A 19,371-nucleotide genomic window follows, 5' to 3' on the forward strand; every position below is an offset into this window, starting at 1 on the left:
CGAGCTGTCTGATGCTTCGGCATTGGGCAGCTCAAAGCAGGCTCTCATGAGGTTTCCATGAAAAGGATACTTTCCAGCATCACGGATGGGCGCGGCTTCGACATCGGTCTGGTCGGCGTTCCCTTCGTCTTCCTCTTCATTCTCGCGGGCCTGCCACTGCTCTACAATATTCTGATGAGCTTTCAGGAAGTGGACATGTTCAGCCTGGGAAGCATCATCCGCCCCTTCGTAGGCTTCAAGAACTACATCGATCTGTTCAAGCAGCCTGAAACCCTACCCATTCTCTACAACACCGTCATTTTCGTTGTCGGCTCCATCGCCGGGCAGTTTCTCGTCGGGTTCGGCCTTGCACTGTTTTTCTGGATAAACTTTCCCGGCTCATCATGGCTGCGCGGACTGTTTCTGGTGTCCTGGGTCATGCCCGGTCTGGTGGTTGGCGCGATCTGGAACTGGATATTGTCGGGTGATTTCGGTGTGCTGAATTTCTTCCTGCGCGAAAGCGGCCTGATCGACAGCAATATCTTTTGGCGCTCCGATCCGCATTTCTCCCTATGGGCCGTCATCCTCGCCAATATCTGGCTCGGCACCTCATTCAACATGATCCTGCTATCCGTTGGCCTGTCGTCCATTCCCGATGATCTCTACGAGGCCGCGGAACTCGATGGTGCCAACGCATGGCAGCGCTTCTGGACGATCACGCTGCCGATGATGCGCTCCACCATCGGTGCCATCATTTCGCTCGGGCTGATCTTCACTCTGCAACAGTTCGATCTCTTCGCCGCCATCACGGATGGCGGACCGAACAACTCCTCCAATGTTGCCCAATATTGGGCATGGGACCTCTCCTTCCGGCAATATGACTTTGGCAAGGGCGCGACGATCTCCGTCATCATGACCGTCTTCGTGATGTTCGCGGCCATCGTCTATGTGCGCTCGACACGTCATGAGGTGCGCGGATGAGTGATACCAGCAGAAATCGAATGATGCTTGCTATCGCCATCATCATGGCAGCGATCTATCTCTTTCCGCTTTACTGGATGTATATCACGGCGCTCAAAACCGGCTCCGAGATGTTTGCCAGCCCGCCCAGCTTCTGGCCATCGACAGCACAATGGAACACCTTCGTCTATGTCTGGGAAAGCCGGAACATGGGGCGTTATCTCTGGAATTCCACGCTCATCGCCTTTGGCTCGGTGGCGCTAATCGCTGTTCTCGGCACCGGCTGCGCCTATGTTCTGGCGCGGTATCGCAATGGCTGGGTGGATATCGGGCTGTTCCTCATCCTGATGCTGCAGGTTCTTCCGGCATCCTTGATGATCACACCGATCTTCGTTGGCTTCTCGCAGGTTGGTTTGCTGGACTATCCCCGCTTTGCCGTCATTCTGGCCATTGCGGCAAAGAGCATGCCCTTCTTCGTCGTGCTGGTTCGAGCCACCTTCATGGCCGTACCGATGGAGCTTGAGGAGGCGGCGCTCGTGGATGGCAATTCCCGCATCGGCGCTTTCTTCAACATCGTGCTGCCACTGGCACGCAACGGCATCCTCGTCAGTGCCATTCTCATCTTCATGCAGGCCTTCGGAGAGTTCGTCTATTCCAAGTCGATGATCCAGAATGTCGAGTTGCAGCCCGCAAGCGTCGGTCTCAACTCCTTCATGGGTCCAAACACCAGCGAATGGAACAACATCATGGCCTATGCCACCATGTATGTGACCCCGATCCTTGCCATCTTTGTCCTCTTGCAGCGCCGCATCGTTTCCGGCCTCACATCGGGAGCTCTCAAATGACCAATCAAATCGAATTGTCAGGCGTCAACAAATATTACGGCGCCTACCACGCGCTCAAGGACATCGATCTCACCATCCGCAAGGGTGCATTCGTGGCGCTGGTGGGGCCATCCGGTTGCGGCAAGTCTACGCTTTTGCGCTCGCTTGCAGGGCTGGAATCGATCTCGGCGGGTGATCTCGTCATTGCTGGCGAGCGCATGAACAACATTCCGCCGCGCAAGAGGGATTTGGCCATGGTCTTCCAGTCATATGCGCTTTATCCGCACATGACGGTCGAGGAAAACCTGACCTATAGCCTGCGCATTCGCGGGACCAAAAAGGTAGAGGCCAGAAAAGCGGCAGAGGATGTGGCGGCCATTACCGGCCTGTCGGACCTGCTGCATCGTTATCCGCGCGAACTCTCCGGCGGGCAACGTCAGCGCGTCGCTATGAGCCGCGCCATTATCCGCAACCCAAAGGCCTTCCTGTTCGATGAGCCCCTCTCCAATCTCGATGCCGCTCTGCGCGTCCATATGCGCAAGGAAATCCGGGCGCTGCATGACCGGCTGGGTGCGACATCGGTTTACGTCACACATGACCAGATCGAAGCGATGACGATGGCCGACCATGTGGTCGTGATGCGCCAAGGCGTGATCGAACAGCAGGGACAGCCGCTCGAGCTCTACGACCGACCCGTGAACCGCTTCGTTGCGGGTTTTATCGGTTCGCCTGCCATGAACTTCATTCCGGCAACGGCGGGCGCAGATGGTAAAACCCTCGTTCTGGAGCTTGGAGAGCCACAGACGATCAGTCTGGATCGCAGCATTCCTGCCAATCGCAAACTTGTGGTGGGCTTGAGACCCGAACATCTGACGATCTCTGACAACATGGCGGGGGCGTTAAACGTGCCCGTCGCCATGGTGGAATCCACTGGTTCAACGACCTACGTCACCACAGCAACGACGCCCGAATGCATCGTGGTGGTCAACGGGCGCGTTCCGATAAGCGGTGGTCAGACGATCGGTCTGGATTTCGCGCAGGAACATATCCATTTGTTCGATGCGGATACCGGCATGCGGATCGAGTAAGAGATACGGGATGCTGATGCCCTCCGGCAAAACTGAGCATACCACAATCATTGCTGGTGATTTACGTCATTAGATGGTCATAAACGACCTCTAACTTCAATCATCAGTATAGATCTCAGGATCGGTCTCGAAGCCAGAATTCGGCTTTGTTTGGAGGGATGACATGGTTCGAAAGACAACCGGCCGTGCCAAATCTGCCAATGTCAGCGAAGACGATTTGCGCCGATTTATTCGGGCAAAGGGTGCTGATTATCTCAACGATCCAAACATAACCTCAGTCGGCATTGGTCTGAAAAACGGCAACGGGCCAGTCTGCCTGCAATTTACCGTCAGACAAAAAGGGGAGTCGGCGCTCGAGTCCCTGTCAACGACCCGCGTGCCTGAAACAATCGATGTCGATGGCACAGCTGTACCGACGGATGTTATCGAGCGATCATACACTCCGTCTTACAAGCTCGTCGAACCGGAGCAGATTGATCTGCGCAAACAGCGCATCGACCCGATAAGGCCGGGCGTCAGTGTTTCTCACATCGCGGAAACGGCTGGCACGATTGGTCTTATCGTTTTTGACCGGTCTACTGGCGCGCCTTGCATTCTCTCGAACTGGCATGTGCTTCACGGCAACATGGGTCGCATCGGTGACACGATTGTCCAACCCGGCTCCTATGACGACAACAACACATCGCAAAACGGTGTAGGACAGCTACTACGCAGCCATCTGGGTGCCGCCGGGGATTGCGCCCTCGCTCGCATCCGCCTTCGAGACTATGATCGATCCGTCTACGCACTGGACGTGGTGCCGACGCGCATGGCGCGGGTTTCGTTGGGTGACAAGGTCATCAAATCCGGACGCACCACGGCAGACACCCAAGGGATTGTTCGCCGCGTCGATGTCATGGCCAAAATCAATTATGGCTCGCCAGCGGGAGAACAGGCCATCGGCTGCTTCGAGATCGGCCCCGACCCGGATGCTTTGCCCGATGATGGCGAGATCAGCAAGGGTGGAGATTCAGGTTCCGCATGGCTCATTTTCGATAAGGGCAAAGCAACGGATATCTTCGCTGGACTTCATTTCGCTGGCGAAAGTGATGGCGTTGCGGATGAACATGCGCTGGCATGCTATCCCGCATCGGTCCAGAAGAAACTGGACTTCATTCTGGAGCCGGAAACCGACGGCGCCGAAACCAGCGAAGGCATGGAAACGGCTGTGCCGCGGTCTGGCTATGATCCGGAGTTTCTTGGCCTCGCCTTCCCGGAACCGGGATTGTCCACTTCGCTAAAACGCGATGCCGTCAATTTCGGTCGTGGTCAGAGCATACCCTATACGCATTTCTCTGTGTGCCTCAGTTCCAAGCGCCGCATTGCACGCTATGTCGCCTGGAACATCGATGGCGCCAAAATGGTGAAGTTGCCGAGAAAAGGCTTTTCGCTGGATCCTCGCATCGATGCAAAGTACCAGCTTGGCGATGAATTCTACGTAGACAATCGTATAGACCGCGGCCACATCGCCCGGCGTGCAGATTTATGCTGGGGCTCTGTTGCCGAGGCCAGACAGGCAAACAGCGACTCCTTTTACTTCACGAACATTGCGCCTCAGCACGAGCGTTACAATCAGTCCTCCCGCAACGGCCTTTGGGGCGAGCTCGAAAACCTCATCTTTGAGCAGGCTGAACTTCAGGAAATCCGACTTTCGGTCCAGGGCGGGCCGATTTTTGGCGATGATGACATTCCTTACCGCGGCGCGCAGATTCCGCGCGCCTTCTGGAAGGCCATTGGTTATGTCGGCACAGATGGAAAACTGCGCTGCGCGAGCTTCATTCTCTCGCAGGAAAACCTTCTCAACGATCTCGAAACGCTCGATCTCGACCCGTTCCGGCTCTATCAGGTTTCACTTGAAGACCTCGCGGTAAGGACAAGCCTTGATTTCAGTGCCATCGAGCAAAGCGATCTTGTCCGGCATCCTGAACTGGTATCCAGGGTCAACATGCGCGAGACGCTGGAGCGTTCAGGCAGCGCCGTCGTCGAAATTCGCGCCTTCAGCGACGTGGTGATTTAAGGCTTGAAGCTGACGTTATTGGTATGATCTGGGCGATGCAGCTGTAGCAGCGTCGCCCAGTGCGCGTGCCCTCAGATATCCCGCAGACCTGCGAACAGAGCCTCTTGTGCGCAACCGGCTCTGTAGAAAACAGGCGGTTGGCCGAGTGGTGCCGCGATCTGGATTTCTGCGCCGCCCTTGAATTCTTCGCCCGTCCAGACATGTACCCAGCGCTCACCCTGAGGAAGATAGACGGCGCGCTCTTCTTTGGCAGCTTGCCACACCGGCGCTACAAGCATGTCGGCACCGTACAGGTAACTGTCTTGAATGGTGTAGGTTTGCCGGTCCTGCTGGTGATGCAGGAAAAGCGGGCGTTGCACGGGTAGACCCCGCTCCACCGCCTCTACCGATAAAGACTTGAGATAGGGCGCGAGATGTCGATAAATCCGCGTCATCCGGGCAAAATGCGACAGGACATCCGGGTCTTGGTCGATCTGAACATTTTCGCGCGGACGGTTTCCTTCATGGGTGCGCATGACGGGCGTGAACGCCGCCATTTCGGCCCAGCGCATCAAAAGCTCCGGCGTGCGGACATTGCCGAACAGGCTGGTATAACCGCCAATATCGGAGTGGTGATAGGCGTTGCCCAGCAGGCCGGAAGACAGCGCGCCGCAGATGACGGTGACGAGACCATCATGCCGCGAGAAATCAACCGACTGGTCGCCACCCCACAGAAGCGGGCAATGTTTTTGCACGCCCGTAAAGCCTGCGCGCATGAAGAACAGGGCGGCGCTGGTTTTATCGCGTGACGCAACGGCCTTGGCGTTGACCTCGGCCCATAATGTCGGCCAGGCATTGTGCATCAGCTTGGCATCGATCCCATTCGACAGATGCACATCGATCGGCAGATATTCGCCGAAATCCGCCATCCAGCCGGATAGACCGAAGTCCAGCATATTCTTGCCGATGATCTCTTCTGCGAACCAGTCCGCCGCCGCTTCATTGGTGAAATCGACCACGCCACAATCAAATTCGCCGAAATCCACGAGGGCGGTTTTGCCGGCTCCATCCGTTGCGAAATAGCCTGCCTTTTCCGCAACTTGGAACAGCGGCCCATCAACGCAGAGATAGGGGTTCACATAGCCCATAAAGTGGATGCCGCTCTCGTGTAACTCACCGATCTTCTGACGAAGACCCGGATAGCGTGTCTCGTTGGCTTGCCAGTCCCAGAACAACCGTGAGCCAAACGATGTCTGTCTCAGACCGACCCAGTCCTCGCACCAAAGGGCGGAGACTTGCACCCCGGCATTACGGATCACGTCGAGACGAGCAAAGGAATTTTCACCATCCTTCAGGCCGATGATCGCGCCATTGTAAACCCAATCTGGCAGCGGCGGCTGTCGCCCGAAGCGCAGGGAAAGCGCCTCTACCAGTTCCACGAATGTTGTAGCAGCAAACAACTCGAGGCGGTCAGGAATTGCCCATATCTCGATCTCATGAAAAGCTTTCTGCCGGAAGTCAAAGACCGAATAGGCAGCTGTGTCCACATGCAGGGCATAGAGCGCCGATGATACATAAGTCGGTTGCGGATAGTTGGTGTTGAAATAATCGCCCCCGGCTTTGTCCTTGACGTTGGCCTTGAAGGTAATCTCGCTTGCCGGGTCGCGACCGACACCGGGCTCGGATGTCCAGAGCGGGAAACGGCGTCCGCGCATGTCGAAATAGGACATCTGCTCGCCACCACCCCAGACATGTTCGTCTTCATCGGCCTTGATACGAATCCAGAGGCGGTTGAGTTTTGGATCATTTGCTTCAAACTCGATGGCGTTTTCAACGACTTTGAGGATGAGACGAGCGGGAAGTCCTGCGGCGTCGGAGAGCAAGACGCGATTGCCTTCGATCTGGGCATGGGCGAGACCACGGCGCTCGATGACATAATCTTCGATGTCGAAATTACCGCGATACATGTCCATGCGCTCTTCACCGTAACCGACAAAGATTGCAGGTGATGTACCACTGTGATCAAGGATCGTCCGGCCATTCAGGGACAGCGTAAAGCCGGTCGGTGTCTGCTCGAGTTTCATTCCACAGTCTTTCAAGGTCTTTGATATCAGTTGGTTCTCAGCGCAAACGCACTTATCCCTTGATGCCGCCCGCCGTCAGGCCGGAGACAACACGTTCTTGGAAGATAACGATGAGAATGGCGACCGGCACGATGCCGACGACGAGGGCGGCGGAAATGACCGGCCAGGGGAATGCGAACTCGCCCTGATACAGCTGAATGCCAACGGGCAGAGTGCGCAAGCTGGGATTGGAGTTGAAGGACAGAGCCAGCAGGAATTCATCCCATGCATTGACGAAGGCGAGAATACCAGCGGTGAACACACCGGGGGCGCACAGGGGCACCACCACTTTGAACAAAGCCCCCAGCCGCGTGCAGCCATCGATCATGGCAGCGTTTTCCAGATCGCGCGGAATGCCCTCGAAAAACGAGACGAGCATCAGCGTGCAGACCGGGAGGCTCAGCACCGTGTAGGGCAAGACCAGCGCGGTCCAGCTGTTGAGAAGATTGAGCGCCCGCATGATTTCAAACAGTGGCACGAGCAGCGTGACCAGCGGAAAAGTGGAAACCGCAATGATGAGCGACAGGATCAAACCGCGATAGGCGAGGTTGAGCCGCGCCAGCGCATAGGCCGCGAGAACTGAGACAAGCAAGGTCAACGCTGTCGATAGCAGCGCGACCATGAAGCTGTTGAACAGAAAGATATGCAAAGGCTGGTCGGAAAAGGCCTGCATATAGTTCTGCAGCGTCGGCGCGTGCGGTATCCACGTAATCGGCTTTGCCGTGAGCTCCGCTTCTGATTTCAGCGAGGTGAAGAGAATCCACAAGGCCGGAAACATGCCGTTGATGAGCAGAATGCCAGCGGCGATAAAACGCAGCGGTTTGCCGGACAGGAAGGACATCGAACCGGAGGCTGTCGTCGTGCTCATGGCTGCTACTCCTTCGTCCGTATCATGCGCAGATACACGGCGGTCACACACATCGACAGTATGAACATGACGACGGCAAGCGCGGAGCCGTAGCCGAGATCGAGAAACGAGACGGTGTTCTGGTGGATATACATGGCAAGCGTTGCAGTAGACGTACCCGGCCCGCCGCCCGTCATCATGTAGGGAATGTCGAATGTCTGAAGCGCCGTGATGGTACGGAAAATCAGGGCCACGACGATGGAGGGCTTGAGCAGCGGCAGGGTGATCTCGAAGAACTGCCGCAGTCTGCCTGCACCATCAACATCGGCAGCTTCGTAAAGCGAGCGCGGAATGGTCTGCAGGCCTGCCAGAATGATCAGCGCCATGAAGGATGATGTCTTCCAGATGATTGTCAGGCAGATGGCCGCAAAGGCCCAGTTTGGCGAATTGAACCAGATAATCCCTTCAAAGCCGAGCCGGTTGAGAACATCGTTGACGACGCCATATTCGGAATGGAAGAACCACGCGAAGATCAGTCCGGCAAAGGATAGCGGCAGCGCCCACGGAATGAGCAGCGACAGGCGAACTGGCCACTGCATGCCGAATGGAAGATTTGCCATCAGCGCCAGACCTAGGCCGACCAGCAACGCGCCCGGCACAGTGATGAGGGTGATCAGCACGGTGTTCCAGGTCGTTTCCCAAAACACAGGATCTTCGATCATCAGCTGGTAGTTTTCAAACCCCACAAATGCCGCTGGTAGCCCAGACGTCAGGGAAAGGCTGAAAAAGCTCGTATAGATCAGTCGGCATACCGGATAGACGATGATCAACGCCAGAAGCAGTGCCGCAGGTGCCAGAAGCAGGACCGCCAGCGAACGGTCGCTCAGGTCGAGCCACCGCGTCCAGCTTGGCGAGGGTGCCGACTGTTTGTCGTCCGCTTTGAATGGGGTTGTCATTGCCATGGTTTCGTTCCGAGACATTGTAAGGGCTGGAGGCGATGCAATGCGTCGCCTCCAGCGATCGGAGCAGTTGGAGGGCAGGCCCTTCCCCTAAATCAGGAAGAAGGCGATCCAGCCGTTTTATCGCAAGATGCGCTTCAAGCGGGCTTCGATCTGATCAGCACCCTGCTCTGGCGTGGAAACACCCGCGAGAACCGAATTGACGGTGGTGCGGATGACTTCGCTGACCTCGTTGTAGCGCGGCGTCACCGGACGAGGCTTTGCAGTTTCGACGACCTGAAGAGCATCTGCAAACCATGGCGCGCTCTTGAGGACATCCGCATCCTTGTAGAGACCGGCATAGGTTGGAAGCAGAGAGCCGTTGATGGCCATGAACTTGGACACGTCCTGTGAGGACAGGTATTCTACTAGTTTCTTGGCTTCATCCTGATGCTTGGAATAGGCCGAAACGCCCCATTCCCAGCCACCAAGGCACGTCGCCTGCTCTCCACCGGTTACCGCAGGAAGACGCGCAACACCGACCTTGTCGGCAACGGCGGATTCTTTGCCCTGCGCCTGCGCCCAGGCATAAGACCAATTGACAGCGAAGATGGCGTTACCGGCCTGGAATTCCTTGCGGGTATCGTCCGTACCGACTTCGGCAATGTTCTTCTTGGCCACGCCGTCATCAACAAAGCTCTTCCACAGGCTAAGCGACTTGATCGCAGCATCGCGGTCGAAGGTCAGCTTACCGTTTTCGGTCAGATTTTTGCCCTGGCTCCAATAAGGCAGCAGGAATGTGCAGACCGCACCTTCGATGGCTTTGCCCTGGAAAGACAGCCCCTGAAGATTGGCATTGCCCTCACCTTCAGAAATCTTCTTGGCTGCGGCCTTCAGCTCGTCCCACGTCTTGGGCGGCTGGATGCCGTATTTTTCCAGAAGGTCTTTTCGGTAATAAAGGAACTGCGAGTCCGCGAAAGCCGGAAGCGCGATGACGTTTCCATCGACGGTATTGGCACCTGCATAGGCAGGCAGATACACCGACATATCCTTATTGGCGAAATCGCTCGTCCAGCCAGCGGCTGCAAACTGCGCCGGGCGGATGACATCGAGGATCAGCACGTCGAGCGATGTGTCCTTTGCCGACATGACTGTATTGAGGTACTGCGCCTGCGCTTCAGATGTGTTGCCACCGGTTTCGATCTTGACCTTCACGTCAGGATTGGCAGCCTCATATTTATCGAGAGCCTGACGCCAGACCTGCGGTTGATGCTGGCTGGAAATATAAACGCTCAGTGTCGTCTCGGCTGCTGCCGGCATCGCGAAAGCCAGCATCGTGCCGCAGAACAGGGCGCCGGTTAATTTTGTCAAAGTCATTATGTCATTTCCTCCCGTTTGGTCTGTTTCACGCGGCGCTATCCTCCCCGCGCGGAATTTTCGTTTAAACTGCGCGTTCTGTCTCTGCATCGAAGAGGTGGATTTTTGCGGGATCCACACCAATTTTCAATGTTTCACCAGCTTTGATTTGCGTTTCCGGGGGCATACGCGCCGTCAAGGTTTCGTCACCAATGGCGAAATGAACCAACGTATCGGATCCAAGGGGTTCGACAACCTGCACCTGACAGGTCAACGAAACCTCAGAGGCACTCGCGCTGAAATGTTCCGGGCGAATGCCGACGATAAATTCACGACCATCGACAGAGCCTGCATGGCTGGCTGCGCGCAGCATCGAAATCGGCAGGCTATCGCCGTTTGAAAACACCAGATTGCGACCATCGACGCGCGCTCTTGCGAAATTCATCGCAGGTGAACCGACGAAGCCGCCGACAAAAACGCTGGCTGGGTGATTATAAACCTCATCCGGCGTTCCGACCTGTTCGATCTCACCACCGCGCAGAATGACGATACGGTCAGCAAGCGTCATGGCCTCGACCTGATCGTGCGTGACGTAGATGATCGTTGTCCCAATGGTCTGATGCAGCTTTTTGATCTCAGTGCGGACCTGCCCGCGCAGTTTGGCATCGAGGTTGGACAGGGGCTCGTCGAACAGAAAGACCTGCGGGCGACGCACGATGGCGCGACCCATGGCCACGCGCTGGCGCTGGCCACCGGACAACTGTCCTGGCCGCCGATCCAGCAAATGGGAGATGCCAAGCATGTTGGCTGCTTCATCGACGCGGGTAGCGGCTTCGCCAGCGGCGATACCTCGCACTTTCAGGCTGAAACCCATATTTTCACGCACGGTCTTGTGCGGATAAAGCGCGTAGTCCTGAAAGACCATGGCGATATCACGTTCACGCGGGGCCAGACGATTGACGACGCGGTCGCCAATTTTCACCTCACCACCCGTGATTGTTTCCAGACCTGCGACCATGCGCAGGGTCGTGGATTTGCCACAGCCGGAAGGACCCACGAAAACAACGAACTCCCCGTCGTTGATCTCCAGATCGATACCTTTGACGATGCGCAGAGCGCCATAACTCTTTTCGAGCTTGGTAAGCTTAACTGATGCCATTCTCAATCACCCAACCCTCGGCGATGTTGCTTCGGGCTCCTCTAAAATTGAGCATACGCAAGGATTTAAGGAAATCAATGGTGTATCAATTTAATTTATTCTGTTTAAAATTGAAATCTACATTTTGATTTCACAGGAGAATTTTGATTTGGTTTAAAACGCGAGATGAGGCAAATTCATGCCGCTCAGGTCGAAGATTCGCGCAAACCCCTACCTCAGTCTATTGACGTAACGGGCGATATCAGGGTCGTACCATGTGTGCGAAACCTCGGCCATGGCACCTTCATGGGAGTGGCTAACGCGCAATATATGGGGAAGTGGCTCCCCGATTTTCGGACCGAATGCCTCCGGCGCCCACTCCGGCACATGACCGAGGCCGATGTGGTCTTCCGCTTTGGCGATCCATAGCCCCAGCCGCGTACGGTAGTAGAGATAGAGCGATTCTGACAAATCTTCGGCGGCGACCTTTTCTATGTAGGATCCGTCCAGCCAAATTTCTTCGATCGCGGCAGCCTGCCCCGCAATACGTCTGATCCGACGAATTCGGTGCCCTTCTTTAGAGGCACCGAAGGCAGGTAGTTCCGCAGGCTTGACCTCTCGGCTGACGCTCAGAATTTCCGCAGTTGGAAAGCCGCCACCCGCCACCAATTCTAGGCGGAACATGGCATAGACGCTTTTTGGGTCGGTAACGGCGCGGATGTAATTGCCGGAGCCCTGAATGCGCTCCAGCAATCCGCGACTATGGAGTTCGGCCAGCGTCTTTCGCAACGTTCCAACCGCAATCCCCAGTGTCGTCGCCATCTCGCGCTCCGGTGGAAGCTTCTCCCCATCGATCAGGCGGCCAGCCGTTATATCCCGCACCAGCGTCTCGGCGATCTGGAGATACACTGGCAAACTTCCTTTGGAACTCCGCATTTTCAATGCCTTCCGGTGCGCGGGAGAAATAATTGATACATTATTGATTTACTAAATACCTGATGTTAGTTAATTGGGCAACGTCCTGTGAGGAGGATTTCATGACGATTGTGCCTGTAACGTCTGCTGATCTCGATGCTGCGGAAGTGTCCTGGTTTTCAGCACTCTGCTCCGATGACTACGCCTATCTCGGCGTCCCCGACGGGTCCTTACGCTCAAGCTGGGATCACTGCTCCGCCATCGTCAAGAAAGCCGAAGAGCTTGGATTTCGCAATATCCTGTGTCCGTCCTCCTATCAGGTCGGACAGGATACAATGAGCTTCGTCGCCGGTTGCGCGCCGATTACCGACAAGATCAACATGCTGGCTGCGATTCGCTGTGGTGAGATGCAGCCAATCATGCTGGCACGCACCGTGGCCACGCTCGACCACATGCTCAAGGGTCGCCTGACGCTGAATGTCATCAGCTCCGATTTTCCTGGTGAAGTCGCCGACAGCGCTTTCCGTTACCGCCGCAGTCACGAAGTCGTGGAAATCCTGCGTCAGGCGTGGACCCGCGATACGATCGACCATGATGGGGAAATCTATCAGTTCAAGGGCGTTTCCACCGAACCCGCACGCCCCTATCAGCAAAATGGCGGTCCTCTGCTCTATTTCGGCGGTTATTCGCCCGATGCTCTGGAACTTTGCGGCGCGCAATGTGATGTTTACCTCATGTGGCCGGAAACGAAGGATCAACTCGCCGAGCGCATGCGTGCCGTTCACGCCCGCGCCGAAGCCCACGGCAGAACGCTGGATTACGGCCTTCGTGTTCACATGATCGTCCGCGACACGGAACAGGAAGCCAAGGAATATGCCGAGCATCTCGTTTCCAAGCTCGACGATGAATATGGCCAGCTTATACGCAACCGTGCCCATGACAGCATCTCGCTTGGCGTTGCGCATCAGGCAAAAGCACGCGAACTGGCAGACAGGTTCGGTTATATCGAGCCAAACCTGTGGACCGGGATTGGACGGGCCCGCTCAGGCTGCGGAGCTGCCTTGGTCGGGTCTACCGATCAGGTCATGAGCGCCATTGAAGACTACCAGAAGATGGGCATTCGCGCCTTCATCTTCTCGGGCTACCCGCATCTGGACGAGGCTGAACATTTTGGTCGCAAAGTCTTGCCGCTGTTGAAAACCTGTTCCCTGCCCCATATTCACGGGCGCGTGCCGGCAACAACACCAGCAACACCCCTTGGAATTGGAGAACGCCACTAATGGACCGCATCGAACTTACCTCCAACCTGTCTGTCAGCCGCATCGTCTACGGTATGTGGCGCATTGGCGACGACACGGACACGTCGGCGAAGCATGTCCAGGCCAAGATCGAAGCGTGCCTTGCGCAGGGCATCACGACCCTCGATCAGGCCGATATCTATGGCGGCTACACCGCCGAGGCGATCCTGGGCGAGGCCTTCAAGGCGTCCCCGTCGCTGCGTGACAAGGTCGAAATCGTAACGAAATGCGGCATCGTCGCACCGGCAGGCCGCCATTCAGCCGCCCGCGTTAAGCATTACGACACGACAGTAGACCACATTAACGCTTCCGTCGATGCATCCCTGCGGGACATGGCGACCGATCATATCGACCTGCTTTTGATCCATCGCCCGGACCCGATGATGGACCCGGATGAAACCGGCGCGGCTCTCGATGAACTGGTCGCCTCCGGTAAAGTTCGAAGCGTTGGCGTGTCGAACTTCCGCCCGTGGGATTTTTCCTTGCTGCAGACGCACATGGAAAACGAACTGGTGACGAACCAGGTCGAACTCAGCCTGGCTGAAACGTCACCTTTCACCAATGGTGATCTTGCCTATCTCCAAGAGCGAAACCTAGCCGTTATGGCTTGGTCCCCACTCGGTGGCGGCGCGCTGATGACCGCAGGCGGCGCTTTGGCCGATGCCATGGGCAAAATCGCTCAGGATCAGGGTGTCGATAGCGCTGCGGTTGCCGTTGCCTGGCTGCTGCGGCATCCGGCAAAGATTTTGCCCGTGCTTGGGACTAACAATCTCCAGCGCATCGCCACGATTTCACAGGCCAGCAAAGTCGTCATGGATCGACAGACATGGTTTGAACTCTACACGCTTGCAAAAGGTCACGAGGTGCCCTGATGACGTCCCTTGCCAGCATGCACAATCACAATGAACACAGGTTCGTTCCGAATGCTGAAAACACACGCAGCTTTCGCACTGCGCTTGGAAATTTCCCGACAGGCATCACAGTCGTAACGGCCCAGACTGCAGTCGGGCCAATCGGCATGACGGTCAACAGCTTTTCTTCGGTGTCGCTGGATCCGCCGTTGATCCTGTGGTCTCCGGCGAAGACTTCATCCCGGCATGACCTCTTCGCCGGCGCCACACATTTCGCAATCCACGTTCTTGCCGCAGATCAAGGCGATCTCAGCAGTCGCTTTACCCGTGGTGGACTTGGTTTCGAAGAGTTTGAATGGGACGCGAACCCCGAAGGTGTTCCCGTTATTCCAGGGACACTCAGCCGTTTCGAATGCGAACGCGCATCGATCTATGATGGTGGTGATCATTCTATCCTGCTCGGCCGCGTGTTGCGCGCGGCCCACCGTGATGGAGAGCCATTGTGCTTCGCGCGCGGTGCGCTGGGTCGGTTCGCCGCTGTATCCTGATCTCTCCAGCGACTATGCGTGGAGAGCGGAAATCACGACGAAATAGCTGACGACCACGAGCAGAAGCAGCGAGATGGACGATGCAAGGATGACACGTCCACCCGCACTTGCCACCGTGCGGATATCGACCGACAGCCCCAATCCAGCCATCGCGACGACGGTCAAACCACCCGAGACGGTCAGCAATATATTCACGATGTTGAGCGGGATAACCCCCAGAGACCGCGCGACAACCACAAGCATGAAGCCGATGATGAACCATGGGACGAGGTTTCGGTAGGACGTAGGACGGCCAGCGCGGCGGGCTGCCTTGCCTTGAAGAATACCCAGCGTAAAAATCACCGGTCCGAGCATGAGAACGCGCAGAAGTTTGATGACCGTTCCTGTCTGGACCGCAACCAGACCAGCCGGGGTTGCGGCAGCCAGAACCTGCGGAACGGCGTAGACTGTAAGACCGGTCAGGGCGCCATACTGCGCGGCACCAAGGCCCCCATAAGTGTAAAGAAGCGGCAGAAGAAGGACGGAGGCGACGCCGAGGACGGCTGTGAAGGCAAGCGCCGAAGCGACTTCATCGGAATTGGCCTCAATGACAGGCGCAACCGCGACGATGGCCGAGTTTCCGCAGATGGAATTTCCACAGGCAATCAGCATGGCCAGCCGCGGCGACAGCCGCAGCAAGCGAGCGACGGCAAAACTCACATAGATCGACATGCTGACGATAGCCGCGACCGAGATGATCAACGTCAAACCAGCGCTTCTGATCGTCGCGAAGCTAATCGAAGCACCGAGAAGGACGATGGCAATTTCAAGCAAGGTTTTGGAACTGAAACTGATGCCGGGCCGCCAGGACTGTCTGTCAGAAAACATGGTGCGGATGACGATGCCGATGATGATCGCAAAGACCAACGGCTCCAGTAATCCTGCGCCGAACAGAGCATGCTCGAAATGAGCCACAAGATAGGCTGCACCGGCGACCGTGACACAAAGGGCAAGGCCGGGAATGATTTGGAACGCGCGGGGGGAATTCATGATGGAATGTCTCTGTGATGCTTTGTAACAGTTTTTTCACCTAATTTAATTTACTTCCATCGAATATAATTCTACGTTTCATTCGGAAAAACAGAACGATTTCCTATGACTTTCGAACAACTCTCAATTTTCGTCGCCGTCGCAGAGCGTGAGCACCTGACAAAGGCTGCCGCCGCAATCCATTTGACGCCATCGGCAGTCAGCGCATCGATACGCAATCTCGAGCAGCATTACGGTGTCGAGCTTTTTCACCGGATCGGCAGGCGCATTGAACTCACCGCCACGGGACGCATCTTCCTGGATGAGGCGCGAAAGCTTCTCGCACGGTCTCGCTCGGTCGAACTTATTCTCAGCGAGCTCGGCGGCATGCAGCGTGGTTCGCTCAGTGTTTTTGCCAGCCAGACAATTGCCAGCTACTGGTTGCCGCCACGCCTGATGGAGTTTCACAACAGGTTCCCCGGCATCGAGCTAAGCTTGACGATTGGCAACACACGCACCGTCGCGGATGCGGTCATCAGCGGTGAAGCCGATATTGGCTTTGTCGAAGGCGAACTTGATGAGCCGGCATTTGCCGCTTCAATCGTCGCACACGATGAACTGGTCGTTGTCGTCGGCCCTTCTCACCCTTGGGCGGGCAAGAAGACCTTGGGCATCGATGACATAAGAGATGGCCAGTGGGTGATGCGCGAAGTCGGGTCCGGTACTCGGTCTGCCTTTGAAGAAAGCCTGACAGAGATGGGCATCAAAGCAGGCACGCTCAATACGATACTCGTTTTGCCATCCAATGAATCGATCTTATCTGCCCTGCTGGCTGGCGGCAGTGCCGCAGCCGTATCGCGACTTGCCGCTCAGCAATATATCGAAAGCGGCAGACTGTGCGAAGTCGATTTCCCCGCATCTGCGCGTGAGTTTCGCCTGCTGAGACATAAGGAGCGGCATGCGAGCAAGGCAGCGCTGACGTTGCTCGACATCTGTCATCAAACGGGATGATGACGGGCCTTAAGCGGTGGTGAGAACCCCGCACAAAGGAGCGAGGCACGCCAAACTAACGATGCCTCGCCGCGACAATGTTTATTCTACGCTTCCACCGGTTCCCGTACTTCATCCAGTAGGAAGTGAACGATCACATATTTCGTTTCGTGAACCATGCCGCTTGGCAGGTTCCTCTGCTCACTCCCACCATCGGCGGGGTGCCAATGCTGGTAATGAGGATTACTGGTAATCAAGGTGATTGCCGAGCCCGCGCGTTCACCCTGCAAGCGAAAACGCATTTCAGCGAGCGGCCAGATTTTTTCGTAGTCCTGCTGGGAAAGCCGAACCTTCAGTGCCTTACGCGTCACCTTGGGATGATCACTGTCTGGACTGGATAGTGTGAGAGTGACTTCTTCCGCGCCGTCTAACAATGAGCCGAACTCATCAGGCCAGTTCCGTTTCATGAAACGCTCCTCCCAAAGCTGGTTTCCATCAACAGGATGTAGTTTCGCTGTCACACGGCGCAAGTCAACCTAAATTCTCTGTTTGAATTTCAGAAACGGGTACGGCGTGCGAAACCCAACCAAGAAATCAAACCTCTGTCACCAGATGGCCCGGTGAGACCTCGCGAAATTTCGGTGGAACAGCCTGGTAATCGACTGGTCGTATCGGGCTTTTCAGTTCCTCCGCGACTGATCCGCTCTTGATGCGGCGACGATCCGGATCAGGTACGGGCACCGCCGACATCAGGCGTTTCGTATAGGCATGCTGCGGATTGCCAAACACTGCCGCGCGCGGCCCAATCTCAACGATCTCGCCCAGATACATGACCGCCACCCGGTGGCTGACGCGTTCCACAACGGCCATATCGTGGGAAATGAAGAGGAAGGCGAGATCGAGGCTCTGCTGCAGATCCAGCATGAGATTGATGACCTGCGCCTTGATCGAGACATCGAGCGCCGAAACGCTTTCGTCTGCCACGATGACTTTCGGCTGAAGTGCCAGCGCGCGGGCAATGCAGACACGCTGGCGCTGGCCACCGGAGAATTCATGTGGGTATCGCTTGGCCATGTCAGGTGTCAGCCCGACTTTCACCAGCATATCGGCAACCACGTCCTTCGCCTGTTTTTTGTCGCCCATCTTGTGTTCAAGAAAGGGTTCGGCGATGGCGGCGCCAACCGTCATGCGCGGATTGAGCGAGGCGAAGGGGTCCTGAAAGATCATCTGGACCGTCTTGCGCATCTCGCGCATTTCCTGCTTGTCCAGCGTCAGCACCTCACGCCCATCGACCAGAACGGAGCCGCTTCCCGGCTCTATCAGCCGCATGATCGCGCGGCCCGTGGTGGACTTGCCGCAGCCGGATTCACCAACCAGCGAAAGTGTTTCCCCAGCATGGAGATCGAAGGATACGTTCTCCACCGCATGCACACGGCCCGTGAGTTTGCCGAACAGGCCGGAATGAATGTCGAAGTGTTTGGTGAGGTTTTTGACCTGCAACACCGACTGGCCCTTCGCCACGGTATCGCTAACCTCGACCGGCACATCGGACTCGCCGGTGGCGACATTGACGACAGGAAAACGACGCGGTCTCTGGTAGTCCTGCATCGAGCCAAGCACCGGCACTGCTGATAGCAGCGCGCGTGTATACGGGTGCTGGCCACGATGAAAGATGTCGGCGGTCGCGCCCGTTTCCACCTGCTCGCCCTGATACATCACGACGGTCCGGTCCGCGATCTCTGCTACAACGCCCATGTCGTGAGTGATGAAGAGAACCGACGTCCCCTCTTCTTCCTGCAATGTCTTGATGAGATCGAGTATCTGGCCCTGGATGGTGACGTCGAGCGCGGTTGTTGGCTCATCGGCAATCAGCAGCTTCGGTTTGGTGGCAAGCGCCATGGCAATCATCACGCGCTGGCGCATGCCGCCGGAAAAACGGTGCGGATATTCATCGAAACGGGATGCCGCGGCGGGAATACGAACCTTTTCAAGAATGCGGATCGTTTCCGCTCTCGCCTCATGTTTGCTCATCGGCGCATGACACAGCAGCGCCTCGGAAATCTGGTCGCCAATAGTGAAGAGCGGGTTGAGGCTCGTCATCGGCTCCTGAAAAATCATCGCCACATCGTTGCCGCGCACCTTGCGCATCTCATGCTCCGGCAGCGCCAGCAGATCGCGACCGCCGAGCATGACCTTACCCTCGATGCGGCTGGTATCGGGCTGCAACAGACGCATGATCGACAGTGATGTGACCGATTTACCCGAACCGCTTTCTCCTACAATCGCGACTGTCTCACCCGGCGCGACCGTGAAGGAAATATCACGAACGACCGGCTTCCAAACACCATCGACCATGAAGGACGTGCGCAGCTTTTCGACCGACAGAACCGGGTCGGTGGCTTGTGGCGCAATGGGCATGGTCTTTGCGAGGTTGGTCATGATCGTTCCCTTATGTTCTTTCTGCCTGAACCAA

At 56.4% G+C, this 19,371-nt stretch carries 17 protein-coding genes; 8 read left to right on the forward strand and 9 right to left on the reverse strand.

Translation table 11 applies throughout. The features are described 5' to 3' along the window. Nucleotides 1-57 precede the first annotated feature (57 nt). From ABUK73_RS12975 to ABUK73_RS12990, 4 genes are all read left to right on the forward strand, one after another. On the forward strand, nucleotides 58-960 hold the full coding sequence (locus tag ABUK73_RS12975; RefSeq protein WP_353577644.1) for a carbohydrate ABC transporter permease: 903 nt from the start codon (nucleotides 58-60) through the stop codon (nucleotides 958-960). Continuing rightward, entirely contained in the window at nucleotides 957-1,784 is an 828-nt protein-coding gene (locus ABUK73_RS12980; RefSeq protein WP_113085773.1) for a carbohydrate ABC transporter permease, read from the forward strand. The genes ABUK73_RS12975 and ABUK73_RS12980 overlap by 4 nt, the downstream gene beginning before the upstream one ends. Further along, nucleotides 1,781-2,851 carry an ABC transporter ATP-binding protein gene (locus ABUK73_RS12985; RefSeq protein ID WP_353577645.1) on the forward strand — a complete coding sequence of 357 codons (1,071 nt, stop codon included), beginning with the start codon at nucleotides 1,781-1,783 and terminating at the stop codon, nucleotides 2,849-2,851. Before ABUK73_RS12980 ends, ABUK73_RS12985 begins: the two co-directional genes overlap by 4 nt. 163 nt (nucleotides 2,852-3,014) lie before the next feature. Beyond that, a complete protein-coding gene (locus ABUK73_RS12990) occupies nucleotides 3,015-4,907 on the forward strand; it encodes a DNA/RNA non-specific endonuclease (RefSeq protein ID WP_353577646.1) in 1,893 nt (630 codons plus the stop codon). Between the two features lie 71 nt (nucleotides 4,908-4,978). On the opposite strand, the gene ABUK73_RS12995 is transcribed toward ABUK73_RS12990, so the two are convergent. The 6 genes from ABUK73_RS12995 to ABUK73_RS13020 form a co-directional block, all read right to left on the reverse strand. After that, nucleotides 4,979-6,970: an alpha-glucosidase gene (locus ABUK73_RS12995; RefSeq protein WP_353577647.1), complete on the reverse strand. Its 1,992-nt coding sequence runs from the start codon at nucleotides 6,968-6,970 to the stop codon at nucleotides 4,979-4,981. A 52-nt stretch (nucleotides 6,971-7,022) separates the two neighbouring features. After that, nucleotides 7,023-7,877 carry a carbohydrate ABC transporter permease gene (locus ABUK73_RS13000; RefSeq protein ID WP_113085769.1) on the reverse strand — a complete coding sequence of 285 codons (855 nt, stop codon included), beginning with the start codon at nucleotides 7,875-7,877 and terminating at the stop codon, nucleotides 7,023-7,025. A gap of 5 nt (nucleotides 7,878-7,882) precedes the next feature. Continuing rightward, nucleotides 7,883-8,818: a carbohydrate ABC transporter permease gene (locus ABUK73_RS13005; RefSeq protein ID WP_353577648.1), complete on the reverse strand. Its 936-nt coding sequence runs from the start codon at nucleotides 8,816-8,818 to the stop codon at nucleotides 7,883-7,885. A gap of 117 nt (nucleotides 8,819-8,935) precedes the next feature. Further along, nucleotides 8,936-10,171, reverse strand: coding sequence for an ABC transporter substrate-binding protein (locus ABUK73_RS13010; RefSeq protein WP_353577649.1), 1,236 nt, complete (start codon nucleotides 10,169-10,171; stop codon nucleotides 8,936-8,938). A 64-nt stretch (nucleotides 10,172-10,235) separates the two neighbouring features. Continuing rightward, a complete protein-coding gene (locus ABUK73_RS13015) occupies nucleotides 10,236-11,309 on the reverse strand; it encodes an ABC transporter ATP-binding protein (protein WP_353577650.1) in 1,074 nt (357 codons plus the stop codon). Nucleotides 11,310-11,519: 210 nt separating this feature from the next. Next, nucleotides 11,520-12,224, reverse strand: coding sequence for a GntR family transcriptional regulator (locus ABUK73_RS13020; RefSeq protein ID WP_353577651.1), 705 nt, complete (start codon nucleotides 12,222-12,224; stop codon nucleotides 11,520-11,522). A gap of 101 nt (nucleotides 12,225-12,325) precedes the next feature. On the opposite strand from ABUK73_RS13020, the gene ABUK73_RS13025 reads away from it, so the two are divergent. The 3 genes from ABUK73_RS13025 to ABUK73_RS13035 are packed head-to-tail and all read left to right on the forward strand — an operon-like array spanning nucleotide 12,326 to nucleotide 14,900. Beyond that, a complete protein-coding gene (locus tag ABUK73_RS13025) occupies nucleotides 12,326-13,483 on the forward strand; it encodes an LLM class flavin-dependent oxidoreductase (protein WP_353577652.1) in 1,158 nt (385 codons plus the stop codon). Then, complete coding sequence (locus ABUK73_RS13030) at nucleotides 13,483-14,373, forward strand: aldo/keto reductase (protein WP_353577653.1); 891 nt, start codon at nucleotides 13,483-13,485, stop codon at nucleotides 14,371-14,373. Before ABUK73_RS13025 ends, ABUK73_RS13030 begins: the two co-directional genes overlap by 1 nt. Continuing rightward, nucleotides 14,373-14,900: a flavin reductase family protein gene (locus ABUK73_RS13035; protein WP_353577654.1), complete on the forward strand. Its 528-nt coding sequence runs from the start codon at nucleotides 14,373-14,375 to the stop codon at nucleotides 14,898-14,900. The genes ABUK73_RS13030 and ABUK73_RS13035 overlap by 1 nt, the downstream gene beginning before the upstream one ends. A 12-nt stretch (nucleotides 14,901-14,912) precedes the next feature. On the opposite strand, the gene ABUK73_RS13040 is transcribed toward ABUK73_RS13035, so the two are convergent. Next, nucleotides 14,913-15,929 (reverse strand): YeiH family protein, encoded by a 1,017-nt coding sequence (locus ABUK73_RS13040; protein ID WP_353577655.1) that lies wholly within the window; start codon nucleotides 15,927-15,929, stop codon nucleotides 14,913-14,915. A gap of 105 nt (nucleotides 15,930-16,034) precedes the next feature. Between ABUK73_RS13040 and ABUK73_RS13045 the strand changes: the two genes are divergently transcribed. Next, the gene (locus ABUK73_RS13045; RefSeq protein ID WP_353577656.1) at nucleotides 16,035-16,919 is read left to right on the forward strand and encodes a LysR substrate-binding domain-containing protein; all 885 of its coding nucleotides are present in this window, start codon (nucleotides 16,035-16,037) and stop codon (nucleotides 16,917-16,919) included. A gap of 86 nt (nucleotides 16,920-17,005) precedes the next feature. Here the strand turns inward: ABUK73_RS13045 and ABUK73_RS13050 are convergent, their stop codons facing one another. Together ABUK73_RS13050 and ABUK73_RS13055 are read right to left on the reverse strand one after the other, a co-directional pair. Continuing rightward, on the reverse strand, nucleotides 17,006-17,365 hold the full coding sequence (locus ABUK73_RS13050) for a hypothetical protein (RefSeq protein WP_353577657.1): 360 nt from the start codon (nucleotides 17,363-17,365) through the stop codon (nucleotides 17,006-17,008). A 127-nt stretch (nucleotides 17,366-17,492) separates the two neighbouring features. After that, complete coding sequence (locus ABUK73_RS13055; RefSeq protein ID WP_353577658.1) at nucleotides 17,493-19,337, reverse strand: ABC transporter ATP-binding protein; 1,845 nt, start codon at nucleotides 19,335-19,337, stop codon at nucleotides 17,493-17,495. Nucleotides 19,338-19,371: the final 34 nt, after the last annotated feature.

The organism is Agrobacterium vacciniicorymbosi, from assembly GCF_040427045.1.
GTDB lineage: Bacteria > Pseudomonadota > Alphaproteobacteria > Rhizobiales > Rhizobiaceae > Agrobacterium.

Bases quoted from the DNA above. Each gene is read 5' to 3' on its own strand.
- ABUK73_RS13020 (WP_353577651.1), bottom strand. From the start codon at position 12,224: ATGCGGAGTTCCAAAGGAAGTTTGCCAGTGTATCTCCAGATCGCCGAG.
- ABUK73_RS13055 (WP_353577658.1), bottom strand. From the start codon at position 19,337: ATGACCAACCTCGCAAAGACCATGCCCATTGCGCCACAAGCCACCGAC.
- ABUK73_RS13035 (WP_353577654.1), top strand. From the start codon at position 14,373: ATGACGTCCCTTGCCAGCATGCACAATCACAATGAACACAGGTTCGTT.
- ABUK73_RS12995 (WP_353577647.1), bottom strand. From the start codon at position 6,970: ATGAAACTCGAGCAGACACCGACCGGCTTTACGCTGTCCCTGAATGGC.
- ABUK73_RS13010 (WP_353577649.1), bottom strand. From the start codon at position 10,171: ATGACTTTGACAAAATTAACCGGCGCCCTGTTCTGCGGCACGATGCTG.
- ABUK73_RS13000 (WP_113085769.1), bottom strand. From the start codon at position 7,877: ATGAGCACGACGACAGCCTCCGGTTCGATGTCCTTCCTGTCCGGCAAA.
- ABUK73_RS13050 (WP_353577657.1), bottom strand. From the start codon at position 17,365: ATGAAACGGAACTGGCCTGATGAGTTCGGCTCATTGTTAGACGGCGCG.
- ABUK73_RS12980 (WP_113085773.1), top strand. From the start codon at position 957: ATGAGTGATACCAGCAGAAATCGAATGATGCTTGCTATCGCCATCATC.
- ABUK73_RS13025 (WP_353577652.1), top strand. From the start codon at position 12,326: ATGACGATTGTGCCTGTAACGTCTGCTGATCTCGATGCTGCGGAAGTG.
- ABUK73_RS13015 (WP_353577650.1), bottom strand. From the start codon at position 11,309: ATGGCATCAGTTAAGCTTACCAAGCTCGAAAAGAGTTATGGCGCTCTG.
- ABUK73_RS13005 (WP_353577648.1), bottom strand. From the start codon at position 8,818: ATGGCAATGACAACCCCATTCAAAGCGGACGACAAACAGTCGGCACCC.
- ABUK73_RS13030 (WP_353577653.1), top strand. From the start codon at position 13,483: ATGGACCGCATCGAACTTACCTCCAACCTGTCTGTCAGCCGCATCGTC.
- ABUK73_RS12985 (WP_353577645.1), top strand. From the start codon at position 1,781: ATGACCAATCAAATCGAATTGTCAGGCGTCAACAAATATTACGGCGCC.
- ABUK73_RS12975 (WP_353577644.1), top strand. From the start codon at position 58: ATGAAAAGGATACTTTCCAGCATCACGGATGGGCGCGGCTTCGACATC.
- ABUK73_RS13040 (WP_353577655.1), bottom strand. From the start codon at position 15,929: ATGAATTCCCCCCGCGCGTTCCAAATCATTCCCGGCCTTGCCCTTTGT.
- ABUK73_RS12990 (WP_353577646.1), top strand. From the start codon at position 3,015: ATGGTTCGAAAGACAACCGGCCGTGCCAAATCTGCCAATGTCAGCGAA.
- ABUK73_RS13045 (WP_353577656.1), top strand. From the start codon at position 16,035: ATGACTTTCGAACAACTCTCAATTTTCGTCGCCGTCGCAGAGCGTGAG.